This is a genomic window from Vibrio sp. CCUG 15886, assembly GCF_028570825.1.
Classification (GTDB): Bacteria; Pseudomonadota; Gammaproteobacteria; order Enterobacterales; family Vibrionaceae; genus Vibrio; species Vibrio vulnificus_B.
Genome location: NZ_JAQQBT010000008.1, coordinates 149,243 through 176,126 on the forward strand (window position 1 = coordinate 149,243; position 26,884 = coordinate 176,126).

Annotated in this window: 24 protein-coding genes; 6 read left to right on the top strand and 18 right to left on the bottom strand. The window is 45.5% G+C overall.

Annotated features, from left to right (window positions below):
• Positions 1-7: 7 nt before the first annotated feature.
• Entirely contained in the window at positions 8-460 is a 453-nt protein-coding gene (locus PQQ36_RS15490; protein ID WP_013572249.1) for an NfeD family protein, read from the top strand.
• 133 nt (positions 461-593) lie between these two features.
• Here PQQ36_RS15490 and PQQ36_RS15495 read toward each other — a convergent pair whose 3' ends face one another.
• The 4 genes from PQQ36_RS15495 to zipA form a co-directional block, all read right to left on the bottom strand.
• On the bottom strand, positions 594-962 hold the full coding sequence (locus PQQ36_RS15495; protein WP_039553052.1) for a DUF2799 domain-containing protein: 369 nt from the start codon (positions 960-962) through the stop codon (positions 594-596).
• Between the two features lie 71 nt (positions 963-1,033).
• A complete protein-coding gene (locus PQQ36_RS15500) occupies positions 1,034-2,383 on the bottom strand; it encodes a hypothetical protein (protein WP_011078320.1) in 1,350 nt (449 codons plus the stop codon).
• 495 nt (positions 2,384-2,878) lie between these two features.
• Positions 2,879-4,888 carry an NAD-dependent DNA ligase LigA gene (gene ligA, locus PQQ36_RS15505; protein WP_013572252.1) on the bottom strand — a complete coding sequence of 670 codons (2,010 nt, stop codon included), beginning with the start codon at positions 4,886-4,888 and terminating at the stop codon, positions 2,879-2,881.
• 64 nt (positions 4,889-4,952) lie between these two features.
• Entirely contained in the window at positions 4,953-5,888 is a 936-nt protein-coding gene (gene zipA, locus PQQ36_RS15510) for a cell division protein ZipA (protein WP_013572253.1), read from the bottom strand.
• Between the two features lie 202 nt (positions 5,889-6,090).
• Between zipA and cysZ the strand changes: the two genes are divergently transcribed.
• The 5 genes from cysZ to crr all read left to right on the top strand — a co-directional run bounded on the left by cysZ (position 6,091) and on the right by crr (position 10,997).
• Positions 6,091-6,831 carry a sulfate transporter CysZ gene (gene cysZ / locus PQQ36_RS15515; RefSeq protein WP_011078323.1) on the top strand — a complete coding sequence of 247 codons (741 nt, stop codon included), beginning with the start codon at positions 6,091-6,093 and terminating at the stop codon, positions 6,829-6,831.
• A 154-nt stretch (positions 6,832-6,985) separates the two neighbouring features.
• A complete protein-coding gene (gene cysK, locus PQQ36_RS15520) occupies positions 6,986-7,954 on the top strand; it encodes a cysteine synthase A (protein WP_011149755.1) in 969 nt (322 codons plus the stop codon).
• A gap of 294 nt (positions 7,955-8,248) precedes the next feature.
• Positions 8,249-8,506 (top strand): HPr family phosphocarrier protein, encoded by a 258-nt coding sequence (locus PQQ36_RS15525; RefSeq protein ID WP_011078325.1) that lies wholly within the window; start codon positions 8,249-8,251, stop codon positions 8,504-8,506.
• A gap of 136 nt (positions 8,507-8,642) precedes the next feature.
• A complete protein-coding gene (ptsI, locus tag PQQ36_RS15530; RefSeq protein ID WP_013572255.1) occupies positions 8,643-10,367 on the top strand; it encodes a phosphoenolpyruvate-protein phosphotransferase PtsI in 1,725 nt (574 codons plus the stop codon).
• Positions 10,368-10,487: 120 nt separating this feature from the next.
• On the top strand, positions 10,488-10,997 hold the full coding sequence (gene crr / locus PQQ36_RS15535; protein WP_011078327.1) for a PTS glucose transporter subunit IIA: 510 nt from the start codon (positions 10,488-10,490) through the stop codon (positions 10,995-10,997).
• 76 nt (positions 10,998-11,073) lie between these two features.
• Here the strand turns inward: crr and PQQ36_RS15540 are convergent, their stop codons facing one another.
• The 14 genes from PQQ36_RS15540 to flgB all read right to left on the bottom strand — a co-directional run bounded on the left by PQQ36_RS15540 (position 11,074) and on the right by flgB (position 26,559).
• Positions 11,074-12,201 carry a flagellin gene (locus PQQ36_RS15540; RefSeq protein ID WP_013572256.1) on the bottom strand — a complete coding sequence of 376 codons (1,128 nt, stop codon included), beginning with the start codon at positions 12,199-12,201 and terminating at the stop codon, positions 11,074-11,076.
• Positions 12,202-12,361: 160 nt separating this feature from the next.
• Positions 12,362-13,495, bottom strand: coding sequence for a flagellin (locus PQQ36_RS15545; protein WP_011078329.1), 1,134 nt, complete (start codon positions 13,493-13,495; stop codon positions 12,362-12,364).
• A 588-nt stretch (positions 13,496-14,083) separates the two neighbouring features.
• Positions 14,084-15,241, bottom strand: a complete 1,158-nt coding sequence (locus PQQ36_RS15550) for a flagellin (RefSeq protein WP_011078330.1) — start codon at positions 15,239-15,241, stop codon at positions 14,084-14,086.
• A gap of 456 nt (positions 15,242-15,697) precedes the next feature.
• The gene (gene flgL / locus PQQ36_RS15555; protein WP_011078331.1) at positions 15,698-16,891 is read right to left on the bottom strand and encodes a flagellar hook-associated protein FlgL; all 1,194 of its coding nucleotides are present in this window, start codon (positions 16,889-16,891) and stop codon (positions 15,698-15,700) included.
• A 12-nt stretch (positions 16,892-16,903) separates the two neighbouring features.
• Positions 16,904-18,820: a flagellar hook-associated protein FlgK gene (flgK, locus tag PQQ36_RS15560; protein ID WP_011149750.1), complete on the bottom strand. Its 1,917-nt coding sequence runs from the start codon at positions 18,818-18,820 to the stop codon at positions 16,904-16,906.
• Between the two features lie 156 nt (positions 18,821-18,976).
• The gene (gene flgJ / locus PQQ36_RS15565) at positions 18,977-19,897 is read right to left on the bottom strand and encodes a flagellar assembly peptidoglycan hydrolase FlgJ (protein ID WP_011149749.1); all 921 of its coding nucleotides are present in this window, start codon (positions 19,895-19,897) and stop codon (positions 18,977-18,979) included.
• Between the two features lie 16 nt (positions 19,898-19,913).
• Positions 19,914-21,005 (bottom strand): flagellar basal body P-ring protein FlgI, encoded by a 1,092-nt coding sequence (locus tag PQQ36_RS15570; RefSeq protein WP_011078334.1) that lies wholly within the window; start codon positions 21,003-21,005, stop codon positions 19,914-19,916.
• 59 nt (positions 21,006-21,064) lie between these two features.
• A complete protein-coding gene (gene flgH / locus PQQ36_RS15575) occupies positions 21,065-21,844 on the bottom strand; it encodes a flagellar basal body L-ring protein FlgH (protein ID WP_011149748.1) in 780 nt (259 codons plus the stop codon).
• Between the two features lie 37 nt (positions 21,845-21,881).
• Positions 21,882-22,670: a flagellar basal-body rod protein FlgG gene (gene flgG, locus PQQ36_RS15580; protein ID WP_011078336.1), complete on the bottom strand. Its 789-nt coding sequence runs from the start codon at positions 22,668-22,670 to the stop codon at positions 21,882-21,884.
• Between the two features lie 21 nt (positions 22,671-22,691).
• Positions 22,692-23,441: a flagellar basal-body rod protein FlgF gene (gene flgF / locus PQQ36_RS15585; RefSeq protein WP_011149747.1), complete on the bottom strand. Its 750-nt coding sequence runs from the start codon at positions 23,439-23,441 to the stop codon at positions 22,692-22,694.
• A 241-nt stretch (positions 23,442-23,682) separates the two neighbouring features.
• On the bottom strand, positions 23,683-24,987 hold the full coding sequence (flgE, locus tag PQQ36_RS15590; protein WP_011078338.1) for a flagellar hook protein FlgE: 1,305 nt from the start codon (positions 24,985-24,987) through the stop codon (positions 23,683-23,685).
• Positions 24,988-25,017: 30 nt separating this feature from the next.
• A complete protein-coding gene (gene flgD / locus PQQ36_RS15595) occupies positions 25,018-25,725 on the bottom strand; it encodes a flagellar hook assembly protein FlgD (protein ID WP_011078339.1) in 708 nt (235 codons plus the stop codon).
• 17 nt (positions 25,726-25,742) lie between these two features.
• Positions 25,743-26,159: a flagellar basal body rod protein FlgC gene (flgC, locus tag PQQ36_RS15600; protein WP_011078340.1), complete on the bottom strand. Its 417-nt coding sequence runs from the start codon at positions 26,157-26,159 to the stop codon at positions 25,743-25,745.
• 4 nt (positions 26,160-26,163) lie between these two features.
• Entirely contained in the window at positions 26,164-26,559 is a 396-nt protein-coding gene (gene flgB, locus PQQ36_RS15605; RefSeq protein ID WP_011078341.1) for a flagellar basal body rod protein FlgB, read from the bottom strand.
• Positions 26,560-26,884 lie beyond the last annotated feature (325 nt).

Below are 26,884 nucleotides of genomic sequence, written 5' to 3' on the forward strand. Positions count from 1 at the left end.
AGGCGCTGTGATTGAGTTATTAGATGGCATCAATCACTGGCATTGGCTAGCTCTCGGGCTAGCCTTATTGGCAGTGGAACTGTTGGGCACCGCAGGTTACTTTCTTTGGCTTGGTTTGTCGGCTTTACTGGTTGGTCTGTTATTGTCTCTTATCCCTATGAGTTGGCAACTGCAGTGGAGCGCATTTGCAGTGTTCTCACTCGTAACGACTTGGCTTTGGTGGCGCAGACAGCTTGCAAAAGATCAGCAAGATGATTCATCACGCGATCTTAATCAGAAGCAAAAACAACTGGTTGGCCAAGAAATTATTCTAAAAGAGGATATCCATGCCGGCATGAATCGAATTCAAGTGGCAGACACGACTTGGTCAGCACATTCCGATAGTGATATTCCAGCAGGCAGTAAAATTAAAATTATCGCCTTAGATGGAATTGTGTTGAAGGTAGAAGTGAGCGCTTAGCTGTTAATGGCGTGGACAGTTTGGGGCCTTATTTTCCCAGAGAGCCTCTTTCTGTACTCAAGTAGTATTGCTAACAAATAACAAACACAATTTGTTACTGAACGATCGCCACGTCAAAGCTCTGTACCTTTATCTAACGAAAACGATAGAAATCTGCACCCAAGAAGGCATCCCATCCTCTTTGCCATTCCGCTTTAATCATCGCCTCATTCGCATACTCACTACATTGTCCCGTGTAGCGAATCCCTCTAATACCTTTTTCAAAAGCATGAAAAGGATCACAGTATTCTTTCTTCCCTTTTTCATACCCCTGAATGTATGCATTCTGCTCAAAGGGAACTTTTTCCTTAATTGCACTTAGTGACTCTGACTCTTGTTGATAACCATGAACGCCAAATCGATATCCTTGATTAAACCAAAACTCTTCCGAAGTCATTGGCGTAGAGGATGTACAACCAGTAAGAGATGCGAAACACAGTGCTGCCAAACTATAATTTTTCATGTTGCCTCCTATAAAAGAAAAAAGCCGAGCACTTAGTGCTCAGCTTATTAGGCAGTTATACTCGGTTCAACTTATTTTACGTTGAAAGGAATCGCTAGAATCAACTTGAAATCAGTCTCATCTTGGAACGCGTTTGCATAACCAGTCCAGTTTGGAGCGTCAGAATCATTGAAGTATTGAGTGTAGTGGAATGCTACAGTCGCATCTTTCAATGCACCAGCTTGAATTGCGTAGTTAGCAAACATACTGTACGCGTATTCTGTTAGATCATCGTAGCCTGCAACTGAAGCACCAGTACCAAGAGCGGCACTCACACCAGCACTAAACCCTGTACCGCCAATATCAGAAAAATCACGAGATACGGAACCGAAAACAGCTAGCTCTTCATGATGGTTAAAATCTGAACGGTTGTTCCACCAAATTTCATACGCACCATTTGAGCCACCGTAACCTGCTGTAGGACGGTATGCAAACCAGTTTCCATCTTCGTCAGCAGAAGTATAGGTTGCTTCAGCACGGAAAGAATAAGCACCAGCAGAGAAGCTAGACAAAAACGCCAACTGGTAGCCTAGATCATCATTTGTATATTGGTTTTCATCTTGAACGATATAAAGTTGTGGAGACCAGTAGAAGCCACCATCAGTTGTGCCTTTCACTTTAAAGTGAGCCGTTGTACGCTCATCCAACTTAGAAAGAGCACCGTCTAAGCTAATGCCGTTATCTAAAGTATAACGAGCACCTAGAGAGAACAAAATCTCATCATCGCCGTCAACACCTTTGAAAGCGTCAGTTTCTTTGTACCAAGGCGCTTTGTATTCATCAGCAACCACGAAACCTAAATCAAGCTTGCCGAATGTACCACCAATTTCACCACCACGGTAAGTACCAGGAGCAAACGACCAGTTTACACCTAAACCGCTTGCAACTGATGGCTGGAAGTAGCCTAGTTTAGCGCGTACATTATCACCAAACTTAAACTTAGCCGCTGCTGTTGCAAAAGAAACGCCACCTTTTTCTAGGTTGTTCCAACAACCAGCAGACGCAGGACCATCACAGTCAAGGAAGTTCATTTCATGACCAGCACCAACTGAATCATTCCACATGTCCCAAGTGCTATAGATAACGAAATCCGCACCAACGACATCATTAACGTAACCCGAATTAAAACCTAGGTTGATAAACAAGCTGCCGTGGTTCAGGTTTGTCTCTTTCTTAGTATCGTTACCGTTTGCATCAACGTTGCCGCGATCACGAGCACGCATCCACATGTTAAAGTTACCGCTGATAGTTGATTCAGCAAAAAACTCCGAAACCTCACCAGCATACTGTGGACCTACTTGGTCCGCAGCTGAAGCTGGAGCTGCTGCGATTGCGCCTACCATTGCTGCAGTTATGGCAGATACTTTAAAAAATTTGTCCATGGAAAAACTCCTAAAAATGGATATAGCTGTATTTTTCATTCTCACCTTTAGTTGGCCGCCGAAGGGAGAAATCATTTCCTACGAAAAAAAACCTAATTAATCCTAATTTTGGTTTTTTTATTTCCTGCATACACCGTGTGTATCCATGGCTCATAGACTAACTTCGCAGCGTAAAACATCCAATAGGAACTTATTTTTTTTCTAAAAAAATATGAGCAAGCCCAAATTTCCTCAAATCAACATGATCTAGATCTTATTTTCCACCCAAATCAGAAGAGACAAATAAATCATTTAAAAACAACAAATTAAGCATATCAATTTGAACCTCATCGCATTATATGTTTCTGCGTAAAGCATTTAGTCAGCACACGATCTGGCTCACGGAATAATTTCTATCGATATTTTCATTCGTTAACCAGCATTTATTTCACATAAAAAAATAACCCTCTAAACGTCAATTTAGAGGGTTTTAGTTTTTATTTAATCTTTTTTAGATTACAGAAGTGCGAGTAAATCTTGCTCTGTCTGAATTTCCACACCAAGTTCTTGCGCTTTAGTTAATTTTGACCCCGCCGCTTCACCAGCAAAAACGATATCTGTTTTCTTGGATACACTGCCCGTGACTTTAGCCCCCAATCGTTCCAAAGCCGCTTTTGCATCGCCACGGCTGAGTTGCGTCAAGGTCCCGGTTAGTACCACAACTTTGCCTGCTAATGGCTGAGGTATCTCACTACCAAGCTCCTCGACAGCGGGCCACACAATTCCCTGTTCAATAAGTGCTTGCACCACTCTTTGATTTTTCTCTTCAGCAAAAAATGCCGTGATATGACGAGCGACGACTTCACCGATATCGGGAACTTCGATTAACTGCTCATGCGTTGCAGTTTGTATTGCTTCTAGTGTTTTAAAATGGCGAGCCAAATTTGCCGCGGTTGCCTCGCCCACTTCTCGGATCCCCAGAGAATAAAGAAAACGAGCCAACGTAGTCTCTTTCGCAACGTTCAGTGCGTTGACGATGTTCTGCGCTGACTTTGGTCCCATTCGTTCAAGTACCGTTAAAACGCCTGCAGATAACGTAAACAAGTCCGCTGGAGTCTCTACCATTTCTTTATCTACAAGCTGCTCTATGACCTTGTCACCCAACCCATCGACATCGAGCGCCTTCCTAGACACAAAATGTTTCAGCGCCTCTTTTCGCTGCGCTTGACACACCAAACCGCCAGAGCAGCGAGTCACCGCCTCTCCCTCAATCCGTTCAACATGTGAGTGACAAACAGGGCAAGCGGTCGGGAAAATGATGTTTTTTTCATCTCCTTTACGACGATCTTTCACCACAGAAACAATTTGTGGAATCACATCCCCGGCGCGTCGAATCACGACGGTATCACCAACCATCACACCAAGGCGTTCGATTTCATCAGCGTTATGAAGCGTTGCATTACTGACGGTAACACCACCCACAAATACAGGCTCTAATTTTGCGACTGGGGTAATAGCCCCCGTTCTGCCAACTTGAAACTCAACGTCATTCAACATGGTGAGTTCTTCTTGCGCAGGAAACTTATACGCGATAGCCCAACGCGGTGCGCGTGCCACAAAACCTAATTTCTCTTGAATCACAATGTCGTCAATCTTAATCACGACACCATCGATTTCATATGGCAATGCATCGCGTCGATTTAAGATGTCTGCGTAGAATGCCTTAACGCTTTCCAACCCATTAACCAACTTCGTCTCAGGGCACATAGGCAAGCCCCATTGCTTTAACTGCAAGAAACGCTGGTAATGGCTTGATGACAGTGAGATGCCCTCTACGACGCCCACGCTATACGCATAAAAGGCCAACGGACGAGTTGCGGTGATCTTCGAATCAAGCTGGCGTAAGCTTCCCGCCGCTGCATTGCGCGGATTAACGAATACTTTTTCGCCTTTCTTGCGAGCGATGTCGTTGAGTTTTTCAAAGCCTGCTTTTGGCATGAAGACTTCACCACGAACTTCGATGCGTGATGGCCAACCTTCTCCCTGCAATTTCAGTGGCACAGAAGCAATGGTACGCACGTTTTCGGTAATATTTTCGCCTGTGGTGCCATCGCCTCGCGTCGCGGCCTGAACCAAAACGCCATTTTCATAGAGAAGGCTGACAGCTAAACCATCGAGCTTAGGCTCGCAACAAAATGCATCAATATGAGCACTTGGCATACGATCTTGTGCGCGTTTAAGGAAACTCTCAAGCTCTTCATCGCTAAAGGCGTTGTCCAAAGAAAGCATCGGGATCTCATGCGTTACTTGGCGGAAACTATCAAGAGCGACACCTCCCACTCGCTGACTGGGAGAGTCAACACTAATCCACTCCGGATGCTCCGCTTCAATGGCCATTAACTCACGCATCATACGGTCATACTCGGCATCCGGAATTTCAGGATTATCTTCAACGTAGTAACGAACTGCGTGATAGTGCAGTTGCTGTTTTAATTCTTCTAAATATTGCTGCTTGGATTCAGACATTTTCCAGCCCTTAAATCACGATAAAAAAGGGCTCCGCTGGGAGCCCTGTTGGGATATTGGAAGCTTAAGCGTTTGCCGCTTTGAACTCAACTATTTGCCTTCTGTAACCCGCAAGGCGATCTGGAGTCATAAGATTGCGCTTATCATCAAGCACATTACCACCGAGATCATCCGCGATTTTCTGCGCGGTTTTTAGCATCAAGTTAAAGTTCTGGTCAGCCTCACCATAACAAGGCAAGGTCATAAAGAAAGAGATACCTTTAGTCGAGAATTCCGCTGGATCATCATGTTTTAGCGTGCCTGGATGCATCATATTTGCAACACTAAACAGCACTTTACCAGTACCCGACATATCAAGATGTCGATGGAAAATATCCATTTCGCCATACACTAGGCCATTTTGTTGCATGCTATCAAACAGCTTGGTGCCAACAAAGGGAGAATCACCAGCACAATGTACATTAAGAACAATAACTTGCAGTTCTGGCTCTACCGTTTGTGACGTCGGCTCATCGAGCTCTACGATGGTCTCTTCACCTGAAAACGCGTCAATCTCGTCAGGATGATGAGTAAGAGGTTCATCTATTTCCTGAGGTTGCTCAACCCAAGCAGGCGCATCCTGCTCAATCGAAGCGGCTGCTTCTGCCTCTGCGACCGTAATATCATCATCAAATTTAGGTTGTGAGAACTTATTCTCTTTATCTTGTCCGCTATGAAGATCATCAATCAATGGATCGCCAATAACACCACTCGTAGAAAAGGGCTTCTCGTCTTCAAACGCGGGTTCTTTACGCTCTTTTCGAATAATTTCGTAATCATCTTCAGGGGCAACATACATCTCGCTCTCTTTAGGTTCGCTTTCTCCCAAATCAAGCTTGCTTAATGGTTTATCACCAAATTTTGCCTTCCCTTCTTTTTTACTCGTCCAAAGTCCGTGAAACAGCAGCGCCATGATGGCTAATGCGCCAACCACAATGAGTACGAATCGCAATTCCTGCATTATTTACTCTCATAATCCCAGAGACACACAAGGGTCTGTGAATCTATCAACCTAAAATATCTGGTTACTTTACCAAAGTTATCGAAAGAGTTAGAACAAATTAATGTTAGAAGTTCAAAGATTGGTGTGATTTCTTGCACGCTTTTTTTCTTTCCTCAGTTGGGTACAATGAGTTCATTCATTTCTTAAGCAGAACAATAAGATGAACACAACGTACACAAAGCGTAGCGGATTTGGTTATTTTTTCTATGGATTGGAACTGGCGTTATCACCCGGCGTGAAACGATTCATACTCATGCCACTGCTTGCAAACATCCTCCTAGTTGGAGGAGCACTCTATTATTTATTCTCTAACCTTAATCTCTGGATTGAGGGGTGGATAGGTCAATTACCCGATTTTCTTTCTTGGCTGAGTTACCTGTTATGGCCGCTATTGGCACTGACGATCATCGCGACCTTCTCATATTTCTTCAGTACCTTGGCCAATTTCATTGCAGCGCCATTTAATGGCCTCCTTGCGGACAAAGTGGAAGAAAAACTGACGGGGCAAAAAAGTAACAACGATGGCTTTTCTGATGTCATTAAAGATGTACCTCGCGTCTTGGCTCGCGAATGGCGAAAACTGCTTTACGTACTCCCTAAAGCAATAGGTTTATTCTTACTGCTACTTATCCCCGCTTTAGGCCAAACCGTCGCGCCTCTTCTGTGGTTTATTTTTACCGCTTGGATGCTAGCAATTCAGTATTGTGACTACCCATTCGACAACCACAAAGTGTCCTTTCATGAGATGAGAAACACTTTGAAACAAAACCAATCTAAAGCCTATACCTTCGGCGCTATGGTATCCCTGTGTACTTCCATCCCTATTCTTAACTTGATCGTGATGCCTGTTGCCGTTTGTGGCGCGACGGCCATGTGGGTCAATGAGTTTAAGCGAGGATAGTTTAAGCACTTGCCACCTTAATGATGGGTGGCAAGTTTTTTCCGAGTAGAAACATCACTCTCATAAGATATAACTATTTAATCCTTTTCCCTTTGAATTATCAGTCATATCCTTCTATTCGTATTCACTAAACGTGTAATGAAGGAACATCACCATGAGCAAAATCTACGAAGACAACTCTCTGACTATTGGCAATACTCCACTGGTTCGTTTGAACAAAGTGAGTAACGGTAAAGTGCTCGCGAAAATCGAAGCACGCAACCCTAGCTTCAGTGTTAAGTGCCGTATCGGTGCAAACATGATTTGGGAAGCAGAAAAAGAAGGCAAACTGAAACCAGGTGTTGAATTGGTAGAGCCAACCAGTGGTAATACTGGTATTGCGCTGGCATTTGTTGCAGCTGCTCGTGGTTACAAGCTGACACTGACGATGCCTGAGTCCATGAGTCTAGAACGTCGTAAACTATTGAAAGCACTTGGTGCAAATCTAGAGCTTACTGAAGCGGCGAAAGGCATGAAAGGTGCGATCGCTAAAGCAGAAGAAATTGTTGCTAGCAACCCTGAAAAGTACCTACTTCTTCAACAATTCAATAACCCAGCAAACCCAGAAATCCACGAAAAGACCACTGGTCCAGAAATCTGGGAAGCCACAGATGGCGCTATCGATGTCTTTGTTGCTGGTGTAGGTACTGGTGGTACCATTACTGGTACCAGCCGTTACATCAAAGGTGAGAAAGGGAAACAAATTCTTTCCGTTGCTGTTGAGCCAACAGAATCTCCTGTAATTTCTCAAGCGCTGGCAGGTGAAGAAATCAAGCCAGCACCACACAAAATCCAAGGTATCGGCGCAGGTTTCATTCCTGGTAACCTCGATTTGTCACTGATTGACCGTGTTGAGAAAGTGACATCGGAAGAAGCCATTGAAATGGCTCGTCGCCTAATGGAAGAAGAAGGTATCTTGGCGGGTATTTCATCAGGTGCTGCCGTGGTGGCGGCAAACCGCCTTGCTGAACTCCCTGAATTCGAAGGAAAAACCATTGTTACCGTACTACCTAGCTCTGGTGAACGTTACCTAAGTACGGCCCTATTTGCTGGCATCTTTACTGAGAAAGAGAACCAGCAGTAATACGGGTTCAAATCAATTTTTCGTTCAAAAAAGCCCCATTCAGGGGCTTTTTTGTTGATCCTTGCCTCACCTTTGGTAATATCAGGGTGTTTTATTTTTAGCTTCAAAATAAAGAAGCGATAAAGAAAGTTTTTTGACATTTATGCAACAAAGCATAAAGCGTATTACATAAACTTTTGACTCGTATCTGCTTCAACACGCTTGCTCCCCTCGTGCTCTGGCGCGGTTCAAGTAAAGCGGTTAAGCTAAAACGAGTCTTGACTAACAAAAATACATTCAATTGGGGTATATCACATGTACGAGAAGCAAGTAGAAATCACAGCAGAAAACGGCCTTCACACTCGCCCAGCTGCTCAATTCGTAAAAGAAGCTAAAGCTTTTGACGCGGATATCACTGTGACTTCTAACGGCAAAAGCGCAAGCGCTAAGAGTCTGTTCAAACTACAAACTCTAGGTCTTGTAAAAGGCACTGTAGTTACAATCTCTGCTGAAGGCCCACAAGCACAGCAAGCAGTTGATCACCTAGTTGCTCTAATGGATCAACTACACTAATCAATGTATTCCTCAAAGCCATTTAGCTCACACTAAATGGCTTTGTTCAAAGTACAACCGATTAGTCAGCTACAATTTTTCGTTAGCGATTTAGTCACACATTCCCGTTTACGTTTGACCAACTTAAGGTAAGGCTATGATTTCAGGCATCCTGGCATCTCCTGGTATTGCAATTGGTAAAGCACTACTACTTCAAGAAGATGAAATTGTCCTAAACACTAACACTATCACCGAAGCTCAAGTAGAAGCTGAAGTTCAGCGTTTCTACGACGCGCGCAGCAAATCTTCTGCACAGCTAGAAACAATCAAGCAGAAAGCGCTAGAAACTTTCGGTGAAGAGAAGGAAGCGATCTTCGAAGGTCACATCATGCTTCTTGAAGATGAAGAGCTAGAGGAAGAAATCCTAGCACTCATCAAAAAAGAGAAGATGACTGCAGACAACGCGATTTACACTGTTATCGAAGAGCAAGCAACCGCTCTAGAATCTCTTGATGATGAATACCTGAAGGAACGCGCAACGGATATCCGTGATATCGGTTCTCGTTTTGTCAAAAATGCTCTTGGTATCAACATTGTTTCACTAAGTGATATCAACGAACAAGTTATCTTGGTGGCTTACGACCTCACTCCATCTGAAACTGCGCAAATCAACCTAGATTACGTTCTTGGTTTCGCTTGTGACATCGGTGGTCGTACATCTCATACTTCAATCATGGCTCGCTCACTTGAGCTTCCTGCGATTGTTGGTACAAACGACATCACAAAGAAAGTTAAGAATGGCGATATGCTGATTCTTGACGCAATGAACAACAAAATTATCGTTAACCCTTCTGAAGCTCAAATTGAAGAAGCGAAAGCTGTGAAAGCTTCGTTCCTAGCAGAGAAAGAAGAGTTGGCGAAGCTGAAAGACCTACACGCAGAAACACTAGATGGTCACCGCGTAGAAGTATGCGGCAACATCGGTACAGTAAAAGACTGTGATGGCATCATCCGTAATGGTGGTGAAGGTGTTGGTCTCTACCGTACTGAATTCCTCTTCATGGATCGCGACGCGCTACCAACAGAAGAAGAACAGTACCAAGCATATAAAGAAGTTGCAGAAGCAATGGAAGGTCAAGCTGTCATTATCCGTACAATGGATATCGGTGGTGATAAAGATCTACCATACATGGATCTTCCAAAAGAGATGAACCCATTCCTAGGCTGGCGTGCAGTTCGCATCAGCTTAGATCGTCGCGAAATTCTTCGTGACCAGCTACGTGGAATCCTACGTGCTTCAGCACACGGTAAACTACGTATCATGTTCCCAATGATCATCTCTGTTGAAGAAATTCGCGCGCTGAAAGAAGCGATCGAAGAGTACAAAGCAGAACTTCGCGCAGAAGGTCTTGCATTCGACGAAAACATCGAAATCGGTGTGATGGTTGAAACTCCAGCTGCAGCAGCAATCGCTCACCATTTAGCGAAGGAAGTTTCTTTCTTCTCTATCGGTACTAACGACTTAACTCAGTACACACTCGCCGTAGACCGTGGTAACGAGATGATTTCTCACCTTTACAACCCACTGTCACCAGCTGTACTAACGGTTATCAAGCAAGTGATTGATGCTTCTCACGCAGAAGGTAAATGGACTGGTATGTGTGGTGAGCTAGCAGGTGATGAGCGTGCTACCCTTCTACTATTGGGTATGGGTCTAGATGAATTCTCTATGAGCGGTATTTCTATTCCTAAAGTGAAGAAAGTGATCCGCAATGCAAACTTTGCAGCAGTGAAAGCAATGGCAGAAGAAGCGCTATCATTGCCAACAGCAGCTGAAATCGAAGCTTGTGTAGAAAAGTTCATCGCAGAGCACTCTAAGTAATCTGCTGACCAATTTTCGAGCCTATATAATATGTTAGGCGGCTAAAAAAAGTCGTCTAACTGCTCGGATTGGTATACTATAATTCGACAGAATAAAACTAAACCTTAGGAGCATGACACAATGGGTCTGTTTGACAAACTTAAGAAGCTTGTATCTGATGACAGCGCTAGCGCCGGTGCAATCGAAATTATCGCACCTTTGTCTGGTGAGATCGTGAACATCGAAGATGTGCCAGATGTTGTTTTTGCTGAGAAGATCGTTGGTGACGGTATTGCTATCAAACCAACAGGCAACAAAATGGTAGCTCCTGTAAACGGTACTATCGGTAAGATCTTTGAAACTAACCACGCATTCTCTATCGAGTCTGACGATGGTGTTGAACTGTTTGTTCACTTCGGTATCGACACAGTTGAACTAAAAGGCGAAGGCTTCACTCGTATCGCTGAAGAAGGTCAAACTGTTAAAGCTGGCGACACTGTAATTGAATTCGATCTTGCTCTTCTTGAAGAGAAAGCGAAGTCAACACTAACTCCAGTTGTTATCTCTAACATGGACGAAATCAAAGAGCTGAATAAGCTTTCTGGTTCTGTTGTTGTTGGTGAAACACCAGTTCTACGCGTAACTAAGTAATTACTACTTAGTTAGCAGAAAAACAGTTAACAGAAAAACGCTGCCATTGGCAGCGTTTTTTGTTTTTGTGAGCAACCTAAGATAGCAATCCAATTGCACTGCCTGGGGCTTGCTTGGCTTGAGCCAACAAGGCAGAGGTAGCCTGTTGCAATACCTGAGACTTCACTAAAGCGGTTGATGCTTTCGCAAAATCGGTATCCCATATTCGCCCTTTTGATTCAGTGACATTGCGATTGATACTTTGCAAATTGTCCATCGTCCCCTCTACCCGATTTTGAAAACTGCCGATTTCACTTCGGTGAGAATCCAGATATTGAATTGCAGTATCAACAACAGCAATCGCCAATTGAGCACCACCCACACTACTGATATCGAGATCATCGAGCGTAACCTGGCCTTGCGACTCAAAGTCTAGCTCTCCCTCCAAGCTTCCTGAGATATTTAAACCATCAGGAGCGTGACGATTAGCGACATAAAACTGCAATCGCCGATCATCCGTCACCGAGGACTCCACAACATTTTGCTGTGAATTGATATACGTAGCGACTTCTTCGAGACTGTCTCCAGGCTTAAGCGAGATCTTAATGGATTGATCATCCCCTTCGCTATCTCGAAAAGTAAAGCTAAGTTGCCTTGATTCCTTGTCAACTTGCCAATCATCATCCGCTGGCTCCGAGGCAAGGTAATGATACCCGCCCATCTCAGGAATGTGAGTCCGCATGTTTTTGAGTTGCAAAGAAATGGAATTAGAATTTGCCCCAAGATGAAAACTTTTTGAACCATAACTTCCATCAAACAGATTTTTACCCGCAAATGTGGTTGTCCTGGCTATTCTTTCCACTTCATCTTTCAATACCACCACTTCCAACTGCAAACTTTGCCGATCATCATCGGAGTTCGACCCGTTTGCGGCTTGAAGAGAAAGAGATCGCAATCTCTGCAGTATTTCACTGCCCTCTTCCAACGCCCCTTCCGCTGTTTCTGCAACGGCATAAGCACTATGAGCGTTAGTTAATGCCACATCCAAACCACGAGTTTGGACATGAAGCGTATTCGCTATCTGCATTCCAGCGGCATCATCGCTGGCACTATTAATTCGGAATCCGGAACTTAGATTTTTTTGGGTTTCAGCTACCTGACTTGCCGCTGTGCTCAGATGCCTCTGAGCGACCATCGCAGACACGTTGGTATTGAGTGAAACCATTTAATCGATATCCCTCTCCTGTTTCAATTCCGTTCATTCGGCAATAACGAGAAAACCGTCAACCTATGCCGCGAACATCTTGCGTCGAGGATATTAAACAAAGAGCCAGGTAAGACTACCTGGCTCCTGCTTACCGAAATTAACCGCTGCTGCTCAGAGATTAGCCTAGTAGGCTTAGCGCTGAGTTTGGCGCTTGTTTCGCTTGCGCAAGAATGGAACTTGATGCTTGCGATAGAATTTGTGTCTTGGTCAACTGAGTCGTTTCTTTCGCGAAGTCGGTATCTTTGATTCGGCTCTTCGACGCGTTCACGTTCTCGTTGATGTTGTCCAAGTTGCTGATTGCATGGTTGAAACGGTTCTGGAATGCACCCAGCTCTGCACGGTGGCTGTCTACGTATTTCAGTGCCGCATCCACAATCGCTACCGACTCTTGCGCACCTTGTACGGTTGTCACGTCAATCGTGTCTACCGTGACGTTTTTGCCTTCGCCTAGGCCAAGTTCACCAGCTAGGCTACCTGAGAAAGCAATTTCACCTTGAACTTTGTTGTTACCAGCAAAGATCTGTAGCTTGCCGCCTTCACCCACTGACGCTTTTACAAGGTCAGTTTGACCGTTGATGTACGTCGCTAGCTCTTCGATGTCATCACCCGCTTTCGCGTTGATTTCGATCTCTTGCTCGTTACCAAAGCTGTCTGTCAGTGCAATCGTCAAGTCGTTGTCGCCTGCGGCCACATTCCAGTTCTTGTCTTTGCCTTCTTCAGCTTGGTAGCTCACGCCACCCATCATCACGTTGTCAGAGCGCATGTCTTTCAGTGACAGCATGACCGCTTCACCGTTATCCGCACCAATTTGCATTGCTTTCGTGCCGTAAGTGCCGTTTAGCAGCTTGTTACCACCAAAAGACGTGGTCTCTGCGATACGGTTTAGCTCGTCGTTCAATGCGGTGATCTCTTCTTGAATCGCCACGCGCTCAGATTTTGAGTTTGAGCCGTTCGCTGATTGTAGAGATAGGTCACGCATACGTTGCAGGATATTGGTGGTCTCGTTCATCGCACCTTCTGCGGTTTGTGCGATTGAGATACCGTCGTTGGCGTTACGTACCGCAACGTCTAGACCGCGACTTTGCACGTTCAAGCGGTTAGAGATTTGCAGACCGGCTGCGTCATCTTTTGCACTGTTGATTTTGAAACCTGAAGACAGACGCTCCATCGAAGTTTGTTGTGCGCTGTTTGCGTTATTCAGGTAACGCTGTGCTGTCATTGCTGCTACGTTTGTATTTACATTCACTGCCATGATGAATTCTCCAATTGATTTTCCGATATTACGGTTTCCGACGTCTCGGAAAACCAAGTAGTTCTCTCAAAGTTACTTCTATTAACGGCTCAGCTTGAAAATCCTTTAGAGGAAAAAGACGATTTTTTTGAGAAAAGTTCATTTGGTGAGAAATTCGTGACCAAAGCAGGAAAAAGAGGAAAAAAGCGAAAATAACGCTAAAGTTTTGCGCGTCTTTGCCATAGGAGCAGAAGGTAGAAACCATCTCATCCAGATGAGGGGCATGAGATTGCCACAATAGAAAAAGGTCATCGACAAAGCGATCAAAAAGCGAGATGGAATCGTGGAAGGTGCACATCGGTATAAAAACGCGTTTGTGCAGAAAAAGAAAAAGCCCCTATTCCTTTGAGAGAACCGGGGCTAGGTTGGTAGCCAGAGCCAATGTGGAGATCAAGAGAAATGAACACATTTCCGGCACCGAGCAACTTTACACGAATAATGTCAGGCAGGTGAGAGATGAGAGAGCCCTTCATTCACGGTAAAGCTGCTTGCCAAGTTATCCTGCATCTATAAGCTCACGTCTGAACCACAGCAGACACAGGATTACTATTAGCCCTGCAATAGTGACATTGCAGAGTTTGGCAATTGTTTTGCTTGAGCAAGAATCGAAGTACCTGCCTGTTGCAAAATCTGTGCTTTCGTCATTTGCGTCGTTTCCTTCGCAAAATCAGTATCTTTAATACGGCTGTTCGATGCATCAACGTTTTCTTGAACGTTCGCCAAGTTATTAATACTGTGGCTTAAACGGTTCTGTTTTGCACCTAAGTCCGCACGTTGTGAATCAACGTACTTCAATGCCGCGTCAATAACGCTAATTGCGTTCTGAGAACCTTGCACGGTACGCAGATCCAAATCTTGTACTGTTGTCGCAATCGGTTCGTCACTCAAACCCAGTTCAGAGGCAAGGCTACCCGAAATCGAGATATCGCCTTTCACATTTGGTTGAGCAACAAAGATTTGCAGCTTGCCATCTTCACTTACCGATGCGTTGATGTAGTCCGATTGACCATTGATGTACGTTGCCAATTCTTCAATATCATCACCGCTTTTCGCCATGATGTTGATTTCCAAATCGATAACATTGCCATCTTCATCTTCACCCATCTCTGGCAATACGATGTTCAGCTCTGCGTTATCCGCGCTCACTTCCCAATCTTTGTTTTTGCCATTTTCAGACTGGAAGGTCGTGCCACCCATACGGAAATCATCGGCACGGATGCTGGTTAAGCCCATAATCATCGCTTCACCAGAGTTAGAACCAATCTGGAATGCTGCATCACCAAAGGTGCCATTCAGTAGACGGCGTCCACCAAACGATGTGGTTTCAGCAATACGGTTAATTTCGTCTTGTAGAGCACTCGCTTCTTCATGAATCGCTTGGCGCTCAGACGTTGAGTTAGTACCGTTCGCGGATTGAATCGACAAGTCACGCATACGCTGCAAGACTGCCGTCGCTTCATTCATCGCCCCTTCGGCGGTTTGAGCGATAGAGATACCATCGTTGGCATTACGCATCGCCACATCTAAGCCACGAGACTGAGCGGTTAAGCGGTTAGAGATTTGCAAACCGGCCGCATCATCTTTGGCGCTATTAATTTTATGACCAGATGACAAACGTTCCATTGAGGTGTTTAACTCATCTGTCGCTTTGTTTAGATAACGTTGCGCAGTCATCGCGGATACGTTAGTGCTTACTGTTACAGCCATTTTGCTCTCCTTTCGAGTTCGCAAGCTTGTGCGAAGCGGCCAGCTTTACTCTCTTATGGAAAAGCACTGACCGTAATTACTTGCTAAAACCGCCGGTGGCAGTTTTTAGAACCGGTAAATCATTTCTGATTTAGTAGATTCAATTTGTGTGCCAACTTTTCAAAACAAGATTGTTATCCGCCTTATCTCTAAGAAAACATACACTTACAAAGTGATATTTTTTCTTCAACTTCTTCAACCTCTTTGTTTTGCTCTCTATCTACTGGCATTGCCACTTTGCCGCTTTGCCGCTTTTAGAGACATCTGCCGGAAGGTGGCAAGGTTTTTCTGCTTATCCGCACTTAAGGCATGGCTCATAAGGCATCAATGTTGAAAAACCAACAAGAGGTTTCCTAAAGTCTGTTGTTCACACTCACGATACCGTCATCTCATTCAGAGACGGTTCGTTCTTGCTCACTACAAGTAATTAAATAATGTGAGATCTTTCGTTTTACCAAACGCGAGCTGCGAAGCTTGCAACGCGCGTGAATTCTCATTGAATTCAATAATTGCCTTGGAGTAATCCAAGTCTTCAAAATTACTCTTCGCTTTCGCTAAAGAGAGATTGAAATCTTCATGTTGCTGCTCTTGGATATCCAGTGTACTTAGGCGAGCACCAATGTCGGTGCGCGCTTTGTTGAGATGGATAAAGGCAGCATGAAATTCTTCCGTTACTTGGTGCAACTTCGCCGTGGCATTGGCATCAGACACCGACGCTTCAGAGTATTTCTCTGCATTTTTGAAGCTATCGAAAATAGAAAATGTTTCTCTTGGCTTTAGCTCAATCACGTCACCTTTCTGGATCTGACCTTTGAGCTGAATCGTAAGATCTTCATACTGGATGCCTGTTGATGGGTTGAACTCATCAGCGGCAACCACACTGCCATCTTTTTCTAATTGGTATCCCCAGCGACCATTACTCATATCAACCATAGTGACGCGATAAGTCGCTTTATCGAAATAGTCTTCGTTGACTGCTTTTTCGAGCAACAACTCAGAAGCATTTTGCAACTGATATTCTGGTTCGTAATCGCCAAAGGGATTCGGAATATCCATAAACAACTTACTGCCAGGATCATTCATCGCCATTTCAAGATTGGCCGACACTCGCATTTTGCGTTGGTAGTCATCCCCTGCATAAGTCACCGTGCCATCATAGTCACGGAAAAACGGCTGCGATTTTGGCTTGGTGCCAGCGAAGGTATAGTTGCCGGATTCATCTTGTGCATTGGCAAGGTAGAGGAAATTGGTGGCCAGTTCCTCAATTTCACGTCGTTTCGCGCGGCGATCTTCCGGCGATAAGGCACCGTTAATCATTTCCATCACGGTACGTTTCGCCTCGTCTGCAAACTGCTCTTGGTTAGCCACATTCACTTCATGCTGCTCAAGACGGTTGCGTACTAGGACGATCGCATCAAGATACTGTTTTAACTGCTCAGATTGCTGACCAATATTTTGAATGTAGTGTGTTGCAAGGGGGTCATCACTCGGTGATAACAACTTCTTGCCAGACGCCAACTGCGCTTGGTTGTGATGGATTTTGTTTTCCATGCGGCGCAAATCGTTTTGCACCGACTGATAGTTGTGGAAACTGGCGATACGGCTAATCATTTACCTGCTCCCCTATCTTAATTGCAAAATGGTGTTAAAGGTGTCATTGGCCGCCTGCATAATGCGTGACGAAGCCATATAAGCTTGCTGGAAACGCATCATGTTTGCCGCCTCTTCATCGAGGTTAACACCTGAAATCGACGCGATGCGTTCTTGTGCAGCTTCATTCTCATGCTGAGCAATATTGGCCAATCGCGTTGCGGTGGAATTGCGCAATCCCACATTGGTATTCAAGTTATGATAAACATCTATGATGGTGGATTGATTACCATCCATCTTTTTATCCAATTGAATTTGCTGCATTTTACGCAAGTTACCGTTATCACCTTCAGACGGAACAAGGTTGGCGGTAAACTTGTCGTTTGCCCACGCGCCAGCGGTCAATTCAAAGACGGTCTCTTTACCCTCTTTATAACTGGGATGCGATGATGGCAAGGTCACTGAAACCGGACCTTTGGGTGGATAAGGCTCCGGGCTTCGTACCACATTGCCTTTAGTATCAATCACCGCAAACTGATCGCCTTGGGGTGACACAATCACTTCAAACTCGCGCAAATCACCCGCGGCCAAAATGTTAAATTGAGCGGTTCCTTGAGCAAAACTGGTGGAGGCTTCATAGCTTTGTGCGGCAATCATACTCGCATCATTCGTTGCGACTTGCATTTGCGCGGCCGAGTTACGCGTTGGGCGTAATAAGATTTTTTCGCCCGCTTTGGGCTCATTTCTCACTTCAACACGCATACCATCCATGTAAAACGCAGACTTAGCTGAATCTAAAGAGACGGAGACCGTTTCGCCCGATGGCTTGGTCACTGTATAGTTACTGCCGTCATAACGAAGCGCATATTCACCACCTTTGAGCGACGCTAAATCGTTAATAAAAACGGCCACTTCGGCTTGCGAATCTGGCGCCGTCACGGCTCTTGATTTGGCGATCACCTCGGCATTTACATCGGTAAAAATCACACCACCAATATTGCCGCGTAAATCCAGACCTTGTTTTTGCAGCTTGTTCACTTCATCAGAAAATCCGGCTGCCATGCGGCCAAGTTCATCCATCACATAGGGGATTTGCTTGTCACGCATGTCAAGCATGGCGCCGAGTTTGCCGTCTAGACCAACGCTTTTAATCGGTTTTAATGACTTTCCTTCGTAGATCGCTAGGCGACGTTGATGAACGTCTGGGTAGCCATCAATCATCTTAAGTTGGCTTGCTTCCGTGCCTGAGACGAGCGTATGGCCATTGCCGATATGCACGTTAAAACCTTCCGCGTTTTTCCGCGGAGTCACGGTCACTTTAGTGTATTCAGAAAGCTCTTTGACCAGCTTTTCGTGTTGGTCCATCAAATCGTTATGAGGACCAGGCGTGCGCATCATCAAGCGGTGAATATCACGGATTTCAACCGCAATCTGGTTGATACGCTCGATACCCATATCGAGTTTTTTATTGGTGACATCGTATTGCTGACGAATGGTTTCATGAAAGCCATTAACGGTTTCACTGATGATTCGCGCTTTTTCCAGTAGAACTTTTCGCGCGCCAATATCGTTTGGGCTGTCCGCCAAGGTTTTTAGCGCATCGAACCATTCATTAAGATTTTCAGGAATTTTTTTCGACGCAACAGAAGAAAGCATGCTTGAAAGCATTTCTAAGTTCGCTTCGACATCCCCTTTGTTGGCAAAGTTGGTGGTGGAAAGATTAAGCTCATTAACGGCAAATTGGTCCCAAGAGCGGCGAACATTTTCCACATGCACGCCCATACCGTAGGTAGAACCACCAAACTGACGGGGATCATTGGTCGCTTGAATGACCGACTGACGGCTATAACCTTCTGTATTTACGTTAGAAATGTTATGACCGGTAGTATTTAATTGTCTCTGAGCTGTCAGTACGCTCTGAGTACCTACATTCAGAAGATCCGACGCCATAATGCCCCCAAAAACTCAATCAAATCAGTAAAAACTGATCACCTGACGGTAAAAATGCAAAAGATATGCCAACAAAAACACATGACTGATATAGAAAGGATTTAAGGGTTAAGGAAGGGTAAAAAAACGGCCTACTTTTAGTAGGCCGTTGGGAGATTACATGTTGTCGATACGTTGCTGCACTTTGAGCACTTTGTCGGCGTACTCAGGATCCGTCGCATAACCTGCACGATGAATACCGCGAATAAAGCTTTCAGAATCGCCATTGTGCTGAAGTGCGGTCTGATAACGCGGATTGTTATTTAAAAACGCTACGTAATCATTAAAGCTATCGGCAAACGAATCGTATGAACGAAACGCTGCCGTTTCCTTCACTGGCGTATTGTCGTGGAACTCTAAAGTTTGCGTGGTGACTTTATCACCCGCCCAACTGCGATCCGCTTTGATGTTGAAGAGGTTATTGCTGCTGCCACGAGCATTTTTCACCACTTTCTGCCCCCAGCCTGTTTCCAAGGCCGCTTGTGCGAGCAATAGAGAGGGTTCAACCCCTAAGGATTTTGCCGCCCTTTCCGCGTAAGGTCTCATCGAAGTAATGAACGACTCTGGTGAATCAAACCTTGCCTTATCACTGCGAGCAAGCTGGCCTGACTCAATCAGGCGCTGCTCGGTTTCTCGTGCTTTCGAGCGATTGATTGGCATACGTTGTGGCGCTTCTTGTCCCGCTTCACGCATTGCCAACTCATTTTTGTCGATGCCTTTTCCACTGCTTAACTGCGCCACAATCATGTCCGCTAAGCCAAGCGAACCGGAAGAGCTGAGCTCACTGGCCATCTGTTCATCCAACATTTGGCGATAGAACAGCTGGTTTTGGCTGTTCATCAAATCCGATTCAAAACCACTATTGGCTTCGCGCATCGATTTAAACAACATGGAAGTAAAAATCGATTCAAACTGTTTTGCCGCCGCTTCTAGTGCTTTTTGTTCACCGCCATCTTTATCGTTCACGGCTTGCTGACGTAGCTTATCAAGATTGCTAATGTCGTGAATAAAGCCGATGTCGTTTGGATTGTTAATCATATTGCCTCCAAACCGATCAGATGATGATCAGTTGTCCCTCGATAGCACCCGCTTGTTTAAGCGCTTGTAGAATGGCCATCAAATCTGACGGTGCAGCACCGACTTGGTTAACCGCGCGAACAAGATCATCCAAGGTTAAGCCCGGCTCAAATTTGAACATCTTACCTTGTTCTTCGGTCACTGAAATATCTGAATTGGGAACAACAACGGTTTCGCCACCCGAGAAACCATTCGGCTGACTCACACTCAAGTTTTCTTTAATCGCAACCGTCATACCACCGTGAGTCACGGCCGCAGGTTTTAATCGAACATGTTTACCCACCACAATGGTACCCGTACGTGAGTTAACAATGATTTTGGCTGCGCCGTCTGCTGGATCAAACTCGAGATTTTCAATGGCAGAAAGAAAGGCGACACGCTGACTGATGTCGCGGGGTGCTCGCACACGTACCGAAGTCGCATCGACCGCAGAGGCCATTTGAGGACCAAGGAAATTATTGACGGCATCGGCCATGCGTTGTGCGGTGGTGAAATCAGATTCAAGTAAGTTGAATGTAATGAAGTCGCCACGGCCAAATGGGGTTGGCACTTCACGCTCAACCATGGCACCGCTAGAGATAATACCGACGGTTGGGTTATTGCCGACGATTTTAGAGCCATCCGCCCCTTCTGCGCTAAAACCGCTCACCACTAAGTTGCCTTGTGCCACGGCATAAACTTGCCCATCCAAACCTTTCAAGAAGGTTTGCAGCAAGGTACCGCCACGTAAGCTCTTGGCACTACCAATAGAGGAGACCGTCACATCAATCTGTTGACCGGGTTTAGAAAAAGGAGGAAGTTCTGCCGTTACCATTACAGCGGCAACGTTTTTGATTTTTGGTTTGGTTCCCGCAGGCAACTGAATGCCGAAGTTTTGTAGCATTGCGGCAAAACTCTGCTCGGTAAACGGTGTGGATTCACCCGTTCCAGGCAAACCAGAGACAAGACCATAACCTACTAATTGGTTGCTTCTTACCCCTGCCACCTGAGCAACATCTTTAATACGCGCCGCATAGGCCGAGGTCATCGGCAATACAAAACATAACAACAGTAGGGTGAACTTTTTCATCTTAACTTACCTTTCTCTAGTGCAGGATCAAGCCGTCAAATTGCCATCGGCTTTGCCGCTTATAGAGAGACATTAAAGAATCGTGCCAAGAATCCAGGCTCTTGCATATCTTGTTGTGTCCCGGTACCAGAATATTGAATTCTTGCGTTAGAAACGCGATTTGACGCAATAGTGTTGTCAAAACTAATATCATCAGGACGAATTGTGCCACTGAGGCGAATGTACTCATCACCCGTATTCAGCGTCAGCCACTTCTCACCACGAATCACGAGGTTGCCATTGGCCAGTACTTCGATCACTTCCACGGTGATGTAACCGCTGATGCTGTTGCTCTGTTTTGCCGACGCATCGCCAGTGAAGTTGTTTGAGTTGGTCAGGTTGTAAGAGAAATTATACTTACCGTCGATTTTGAGCTCTTGCCCACCCACTTCAAGGGGATCCATGCTTGAATCGTTGCTTTTCGACAGGTCCGCATTGGCACTTTTGGAAGCATTGGTTTTTTCATCCAGAGTGACGGTAATGATGTCACCGACGCCGCGAGGCTTCGAGTCATCATAAAGATTCGACAAATGATTCACGCTAAATAGAGAGCCCGTTTCCGCAGCGTAGTGCTCTGGCTGCTGTTTCGGATGAATGGGAGCCCATGCAGGATCGCCTGCCACGGGATCGCTACGTCCACGCAAGGTATCGACGATACCCGAGCTCTCGTCCTTCGACTTATCCCCTTCAACCGCATCTACCACTGTCGTCGCATTGACCACTTCAGGGGTTTCGATCGGCTCAAGCATGGTACAGCCACTCATGAGGGTGACTAAAGCAATCAGACTGATGCGTTTCATGGCGATATTCTCTCCTACTCGTTTAGCTAACCAGCGCTTAAAGCTGCTGGTTAACAAAACTCATCATCTTATCGACCGATGAGATGACTTTTGAATTCATTTCGTAAACACGTTGCGCTTCGATCATGTTGACCAATTCTTCCGTTACGTTCACGTTGGATGTTTCTAGCATGGATTGGCGCACTTCGCCCAAGCCATCAAGGCCAGGTACCCCTTCTTGTGGGTCACCACTCGCCCCTGTCGGCAAGTAGAGGTTTTGACCAATGGGCTCTAGACCACCTGGGTTAACAAAGTCGGTAATGGTGATTTGCCCAACCACTTGGTTATTCTGCTGGCCACGAATACGCACAGAAACTTCACCGTCCGTACCGACAGTAATGGAAATAGCGTCTTCAGGGATCACAATTTCAGGTTCTAATGGATAACCCGAACCGGATGTGACCACGACACCTTCACCGTTCAGTGTGAACTGGCCATTGCGGGAGTAACCAATATTGCCGTCGGGCATGGTGATTTGGAAAAAGCCATCCCCTTCAACCATCAGATCCAACGCATTGGTGGTGGTTTGGGCGTTACCATGTGTATGCACTTTTTGTGTTGCGACCACTTTTGAGCCCGCACCTAACATCAAACCACTGGGTAGTTGCGTATTCTGAGAAGATTGACCGCCAGGTTGGTTAATATTTTGGTAGAACAGATCTTCAAATACCGCACGACCCTTTTTAAAACCGATGGTTGAGGCGTTCGCTAGGTTGTTTGAAATTGTCGCGATATTGGTTTGTTGAGCGTCTAAGCCCGTTTTACTTACCCATAGTGCCGGATGCATAATCTGTGACCTCTAATTCTGTTAGCTCATACGAAGCAGAGAATCAGACGACTTGTCCATCTCTTCTGCTGTGCTCATCATTTTTACCTGCATCTCAAATTGACGTTGCAGGTCAATCAGAGCCGTCATTTCACCAACAGCATTCACGTTGCTGCCCTCAATGGCACCTGTCATGATTTGCACGGTTGGATCCGCTTCGTACGGCTGATTGGGTTCCTTGTGGCGGAACAGGCCATTGGTGTCTTTAAACAAGGCACTGTCATTGGTCTTGACCAGCTTAATACGATCGATTTCTTCCATCTCTTCCGCTGGCGCTCCTTGAGGTAAGACCGAGATCGTGCCATCGCGGCCGATTTCAATTTTGCTCACAGGAAGAGGAATGGTAATGGGTGCACCACCTTCCCCAAGGACCAAATGTCCACTGGCATTGCTCAGTAGTCCATTTTGATCGACTTTCAGATTACCGTTACGGGTTAACCCTTCTTTGCCTAGTTTATCCATCACCCCAATCCAACCATTTCCCTCAATCGTAATATCGAGGTCACGGCCTGTGGTGATCACACTGCCTTGAGCAAAATTATGTCCTGGGCGCTCTGTCATGCTGAAAACTCGAGTAGGTAGCCCCTCACCGTACGCTTGCATTGAACGAGCTTGTGCTAAATCTGCACGAAACCCTGTTGTGCTCACGTTGGCTAGGTTGTTCGCTCGTAGTTGCAGAGCCTGCATATTCTGCTTGGCACCACTCATAGCAAGAAAGAGTGCACGATCCATAATCCGCTCCAAAAATCTTAATCTAAGACCTTAAAAGCAATCATCATGCCAATTAATTTTACTCAATAAATTCAAACATATAGAAGAATAACTACGAAAGAGGCAATCAGAGAGAGGCAAACCATCGGTAGAAAAGATGCCGATCGGCAATCAGAGAGGCAAAGTATGATAGATGTGAATAATGCTTAGCCTGAGTGAGGTCGTTCAGGCTAAGCACCAGATGAATGTCATGTAAAAACGATTAACGAATCTGCAGGATGTTCTGTTGTAGCTGGTTGTGAACTTCTAGCGCACGTGAGTTTGCTTGGAAGTTTCGCTGAGCAGAAATCAGATCCACCAGCTCTTGAGTCATATCGATATTCGACTGCTCAAGCGCACCGCTGGAAACCGTACCAAATGAACCTTTGTTTGATTCACCCCAGATTTTATCGCCTGAGTTATTGGTTGAATTCCACTGCGTACCACCTTTCTTATCCAAGCCTTGCTCATTTGGAACACGTACCAAGGCAACTCGGCCTAGAGTCACGTTTTCACCGTTAGAGTATGTACCGTAAACACTGCCGTTTTCGTCGATATCAACTTTGGTCAAGAAACCCGTGGTGGCACCATCTTCATCGAACTTTGTCAGCTCAAATGGCGCGGCAAACTGGGTTGATGAGTTTAAATCAAACGCGATGGTTTGCGTTGGATCGCCACCGTTCATATCAATCGGCACAGCACCAGCACCAAGCGGATCTGAAATGATTGGCTGACCATTGTTGAGACTTGCCAATGTACCATCATTATTGAACTTAACGGTGTGGCCAATATGACCTGTCGCGTTGGTCGCATCACCGCCAGCAATATTGAGAGGTTTTTCACCTTGGCTGTCTGTTACCGTGTAGTACGTCTGCCAAGTATTGGGCTGAGTCTGATCTTTCAAATAGTAGGTGGTTAATTTGTAAGATTGACCCATTGAGTCATAGATCGTCGAAGAAGTAGAACGGTTATACGTATCTGGATCTTCGAAATCAAATGCCTGTGGATCTTTAAGCGCACCACTGGCAGGTAGGTTAACACCCACAGTGACATTCGAGGTCTGCTTTGGCTTACCAAACTCCGCAGGGATGTTCAGAGGCTGGGGTTCATAAGAAGCCACATCGCCACTCAACGGGTCCACTTGATAACCCAGTAAGTATTCATCATTCGCCGTCACCATGTAGTTGTCTTTGCTTAGATGAAATGCACCATTACGTGTTAGTTCGTTCTGGTTGGGTACCATGCGGTCTTTCGCTACGGCAAAAAAACCGGTGCCGCTAATGCGCAAATCCATAGGGTTGTTAGTGTAAATACTTGAACCTTCGTGGAACTGTTGTGCCACTTGGTTTGCTTGTACACCACCACCTGGAGTGGTTTTCGCATTGGTAAAGAGTGAGTTAGAGTAAACATCACCAAACTCCGCACGCGACTCTTTAAAGCCGTAGGTATTGGCGTTAGCAATGTTGTTACTCGTGGTATTCAGATCTAACTGAGCTGCGGACAAACCGCTTAAAGATACATATGACATTCCAAAATCTCCTGAATCTAGCCAGCGTAATTACGCTTTGCCAACTTCTAGTACTTCAGCAAGTCGAACTGGCGAATCAAAGCCAGCCAGATTGAGCAGTACGTTACCATCACCTTTACCTAGCAATACACTGTTTACGTTGGCATAAGTGGATACTGGGAAGTCACTTGACTGACCATCCAATAAACCTGATGCCTTCACTTTGTATTTGCCAGCCGGCAATGGATTACCGTTTTCGTCGTTGCCGTCCCATTCAACACGGTTATCTCCCGCAGGTTTCGCTCCTACCTCAAAAGAACGAACCAGTTGGCCAATTTCATTTTCCACACGGACAATCACGTTATCCATTGCTTGTGGAAGTTTGACCATGGCAGGCATACCCGTATTTTCTTGCTTCAGCCCCGCCGCTCCTGGAACCAAAACATCACGACCCACTAAAGAAGAAGCCTGTAATGCTTGGTTTGACGTCATCGATGAGTTGAGGCTCTCGAACTGAGAGTTCATCTTTCCGATGCCATCGACGGTCGCAAATGACGCCATTTGCGCAATCATCTGGTCGTTACTCACCGGCTTAAAAGGATCCTGTTGAGCAAGCTGCTTGGTCAACAACGATAAAAAGTCTTCTTGTTTAAGCTCTTGTTTACCTGTTGTTTCTGTTGGCTTCTTGCTCTCTTGCAAACTCTTAAGCTGGTCGATATAGGACAAGCCGCTTTGACCAACGTTATTGATTCCGGCCATACGCTACCTCCTTATCCCTATTGACCCATCTGCAGCGTACGCAGCAGCATTTGTTTACTTGCATCTGCAACTTGAACGTTTGTTTGGTACGCTCGTGAAGCAGAAATCATGTTGGCCATTTCTTCCATCACATTGACATTAGGCTTGTAGATATAGCCTTCATCGTTTGCGAGTGGGTGCTCTGGGTTGTATTCCGCGCTCAGCGGTTTATCGCTTTCCACAATGCCAAGTACTTTCACAGGAACCGTGTCCCCGCGGTTGTACATCGCATTACTTAACTCAGCACCAAACACCGCGTGACGAGCTTTGTAAGTATCTTTAGCAGAACTACTGACACTATCCGCGTTGGCTAGGTTACTTGAGGTCGTATTTAGACGAACAGATTCAGCACTCATTGCAGAACCAGTCACATTGAACACATTAAATAAGCTCATCTAATTATTCCCCTTTGATCGCTTTCGTTAAGTTCTTAAATTTCCCGCCCAAAAAATCGAGAGACGCTTGATGACGAATTTGATTCTGCATAAACAAATTACGCTCGAGATCCAAATCCACCGTATTGCCATCTCCGGTATCTGGTTGAGTCGGTAAACGATAAAGTTTTTCACCCATTACCGTTGTAGTGGCAGGAATGTGCCGACCATCCGTACGGCTAAGACCAATGCTTGCCCCCGAACTTGCCGCCTGCAGTTCCTTAGAAAAATCTAGCCCTCTTGCCTTGTAGCCAGGTGTGTTTGCTTGCGCAATGTTAGTAGAGATAACCTCTGCATTGCGTTCACGCACGCCCACCGTGTGTTGGTGGATGCCTAGTGCCTTGTCAAAAGAGATAGTCATAACTTGCCTCTACAAATAGAACTGACCGTTATTGGTTAAACAAAAGCAATTAGTGTGCCAAAAGACAAAACCAACAAAATTTGTTTTAACCGATATTGGAATAGCAATAACTAAGCCATGTCAGTGAAGGGAATGTCATAAAGCTTCACCAACATGACAGGTTTTAAAATTATACACCCAAACAATCTGAAGACGCCCGTTTCGTGGAAGTGAACCAGAGAGCTCGAAGGAAAATGACAGAAGAGCTAAGGGACTAGGGACTAGGGACTAGGGACTAGGGACTAGGGACTAGGGACTAGGGACTAGGGACTAGGGACTAGGGACT

What these genes read in the sequence shown, in the direction of transcription:
- crr (WP_011078327.1), top strand. Translation starts at nt 10,488, where the DNA reads ATGGGTCTGTTTGACAAACTTAAGAAGCTTGTATCTGATGACAGCGCT.
- flgH (WP_011149748.1), bottom strand. Translation starts at nt 21,844, where the DNA reads ATGAAACGCATCAGTCTGATTGCTTTAGTCACCCTCATGAGTGGCTGT.
- flgD (WP_011078339.1), bottom strand. Translation starts at nt 25,725, where the DNA reads ATGGCCGGAATCAATAACGTTGGTCAAAGCGGCTTGTCCTATATCGAC.
- PQQ36_RS15550 (WP_011078330.1), bottom strand. Translation starts at nt 15,241, where the DNA reads ATGGCTGTAACAGTAAGCACTAACGTATCCGCGATGACTGCGCAACGT.
- flgJ (WP_011149749.1), bottom strand. Translation starts at nt 19,897, where the DNA reads ATGATTAACAATCCAAACGACATCGGCTTTATTCACGACATTAGCAAT.
- flgG (WP_011078336.1), bottom strand. Translation starts at nt 22,670, where the DNA reads ATGCATCCGGCACTATGGGTAAGTAAAACGGGCTTAGACGCTCAACAA.
- PQQ36_RS15570 (WP_011078334.1), bottom strand. Translation starts at nt 21,005, where the DNA reads ATGAAAAAGTTCACCCTACTGTTGTTATGTTTTGTATTGCCGATGACC.
- ligA (WP_013572252.1), bottom strand. Translation starts at nt 4,888, where the DNA reads ATGTCTGAATCCAAGCAGCAATATTTAGAAGAATTAAAACAGCAACTG.
- cysZ (WP_011078323.1), top strand. Translation starts at nt 6,091, where the DNA reads ATGAACACAACGTACACAAAGCGTAGCGGATTTGGTTATTTTTTCTAT.
- ptsI (WP_013572255.1), top strand. Translation starts at nt 8,643, where the DNA reads ATGATTTCAGGCATCCTGGCATCTCCTGGTATTGCAATTGGTAAAGCA.
- zipA (WP_013572253.1), bottom strand. Translation starts at nt 5,888, where the DNA reads ATGCAGGAATTGCGATTCGTACTCATTGTGGTTGGCGCATTAGCCATC.
- flgB (WP_011078341.1), bottom strand. Translation starts at nt 26,559, where the DNA reads ATGACTATCTCTTTTGACAAGGCACTAGGCATCCACCAACACACGGTG.
- PQQ36_RS15495 (WP_039553052.1), bottom strand. Translation starts at nt 962, where the DNA reads ATGAAAAATTATAGTTTGGCAGCACTGTGTTTCGCATCTCTTACTGGT.
- flgL (WP_011078331.1), bottom strand. Translation starts at nt 16,891, where the DNA reads ATGATTAGCCGTATCGCCAGTTTCCACAACTATCAGTCGGTGCAAAAC.
- flgK (WP_011149750.1), bottom strand. Translation starts at nt 18,820, where the DNA reads ATGGCGTCGGATCTTCTGAATGTAGGTACTCAGAGCGTACTGACAGCT.
- PQQ36_RS15500 (WP_011078320.1), bottom strand. Translation starts at nt 2,383, where the DNA reads ATGGACAAATTTTTTAAAGTATCTGCCATAACTGCAGCAATGGTAGGC.
- flgF (WP_011149747.1), bottom strand. Translation starts at nt 23,441, where the DNA reads ATGGATCGTGCACTCTTTCTTGCTATGAGTGGTGCCAAGCAGAATATG.
- PQQ36_RS15545 (WP_011078329.1), bottom strand. Translation starts at nt 13,495, where the DNA reads ATGGCAGTGAATGTAAATACAAACGTAGCAGCAATGACAGCACAGCGT.
- PQQ36_RS15525 (WP_011078325.1), top strand. Translation starts at nt 8,249, where the DNA reads ATGTACGAGAAGCAAGTAGAAATCACAGCAGAAAACGGCCTTCACACT.
- flgE (WP_011078338.1), bottom strand. Translation starts at nt 24,987, where the DNA reads ATGTCATATGTATCTTTAAGCGGTTTGTCCGCAGCTCAGTTAGATCTG.
- flgC (WP_011078340.1), bottom strand. Translation starts at nt 26,159, where the DNA reads ATGAGCTTATTTAATGTGTTCAATGTGACTGGTTCTGCAATGAGTGCT.
- PQQ36_RS15540 (WP_013572256.1), bottom strand. Translation starts at nt 12,201, where the DNA reads ATGGTTTCACTCAATACCAACGTGTCTGCGATGGTCGCTCAGAGGCAT.
- cysK (WP_011149755.1), top strand. Translation starts at nt 6,986, where the DNA reads ATGAGCAAAATCTACGAAGACAACTCTCTGACTATTGGCAATACTCCA.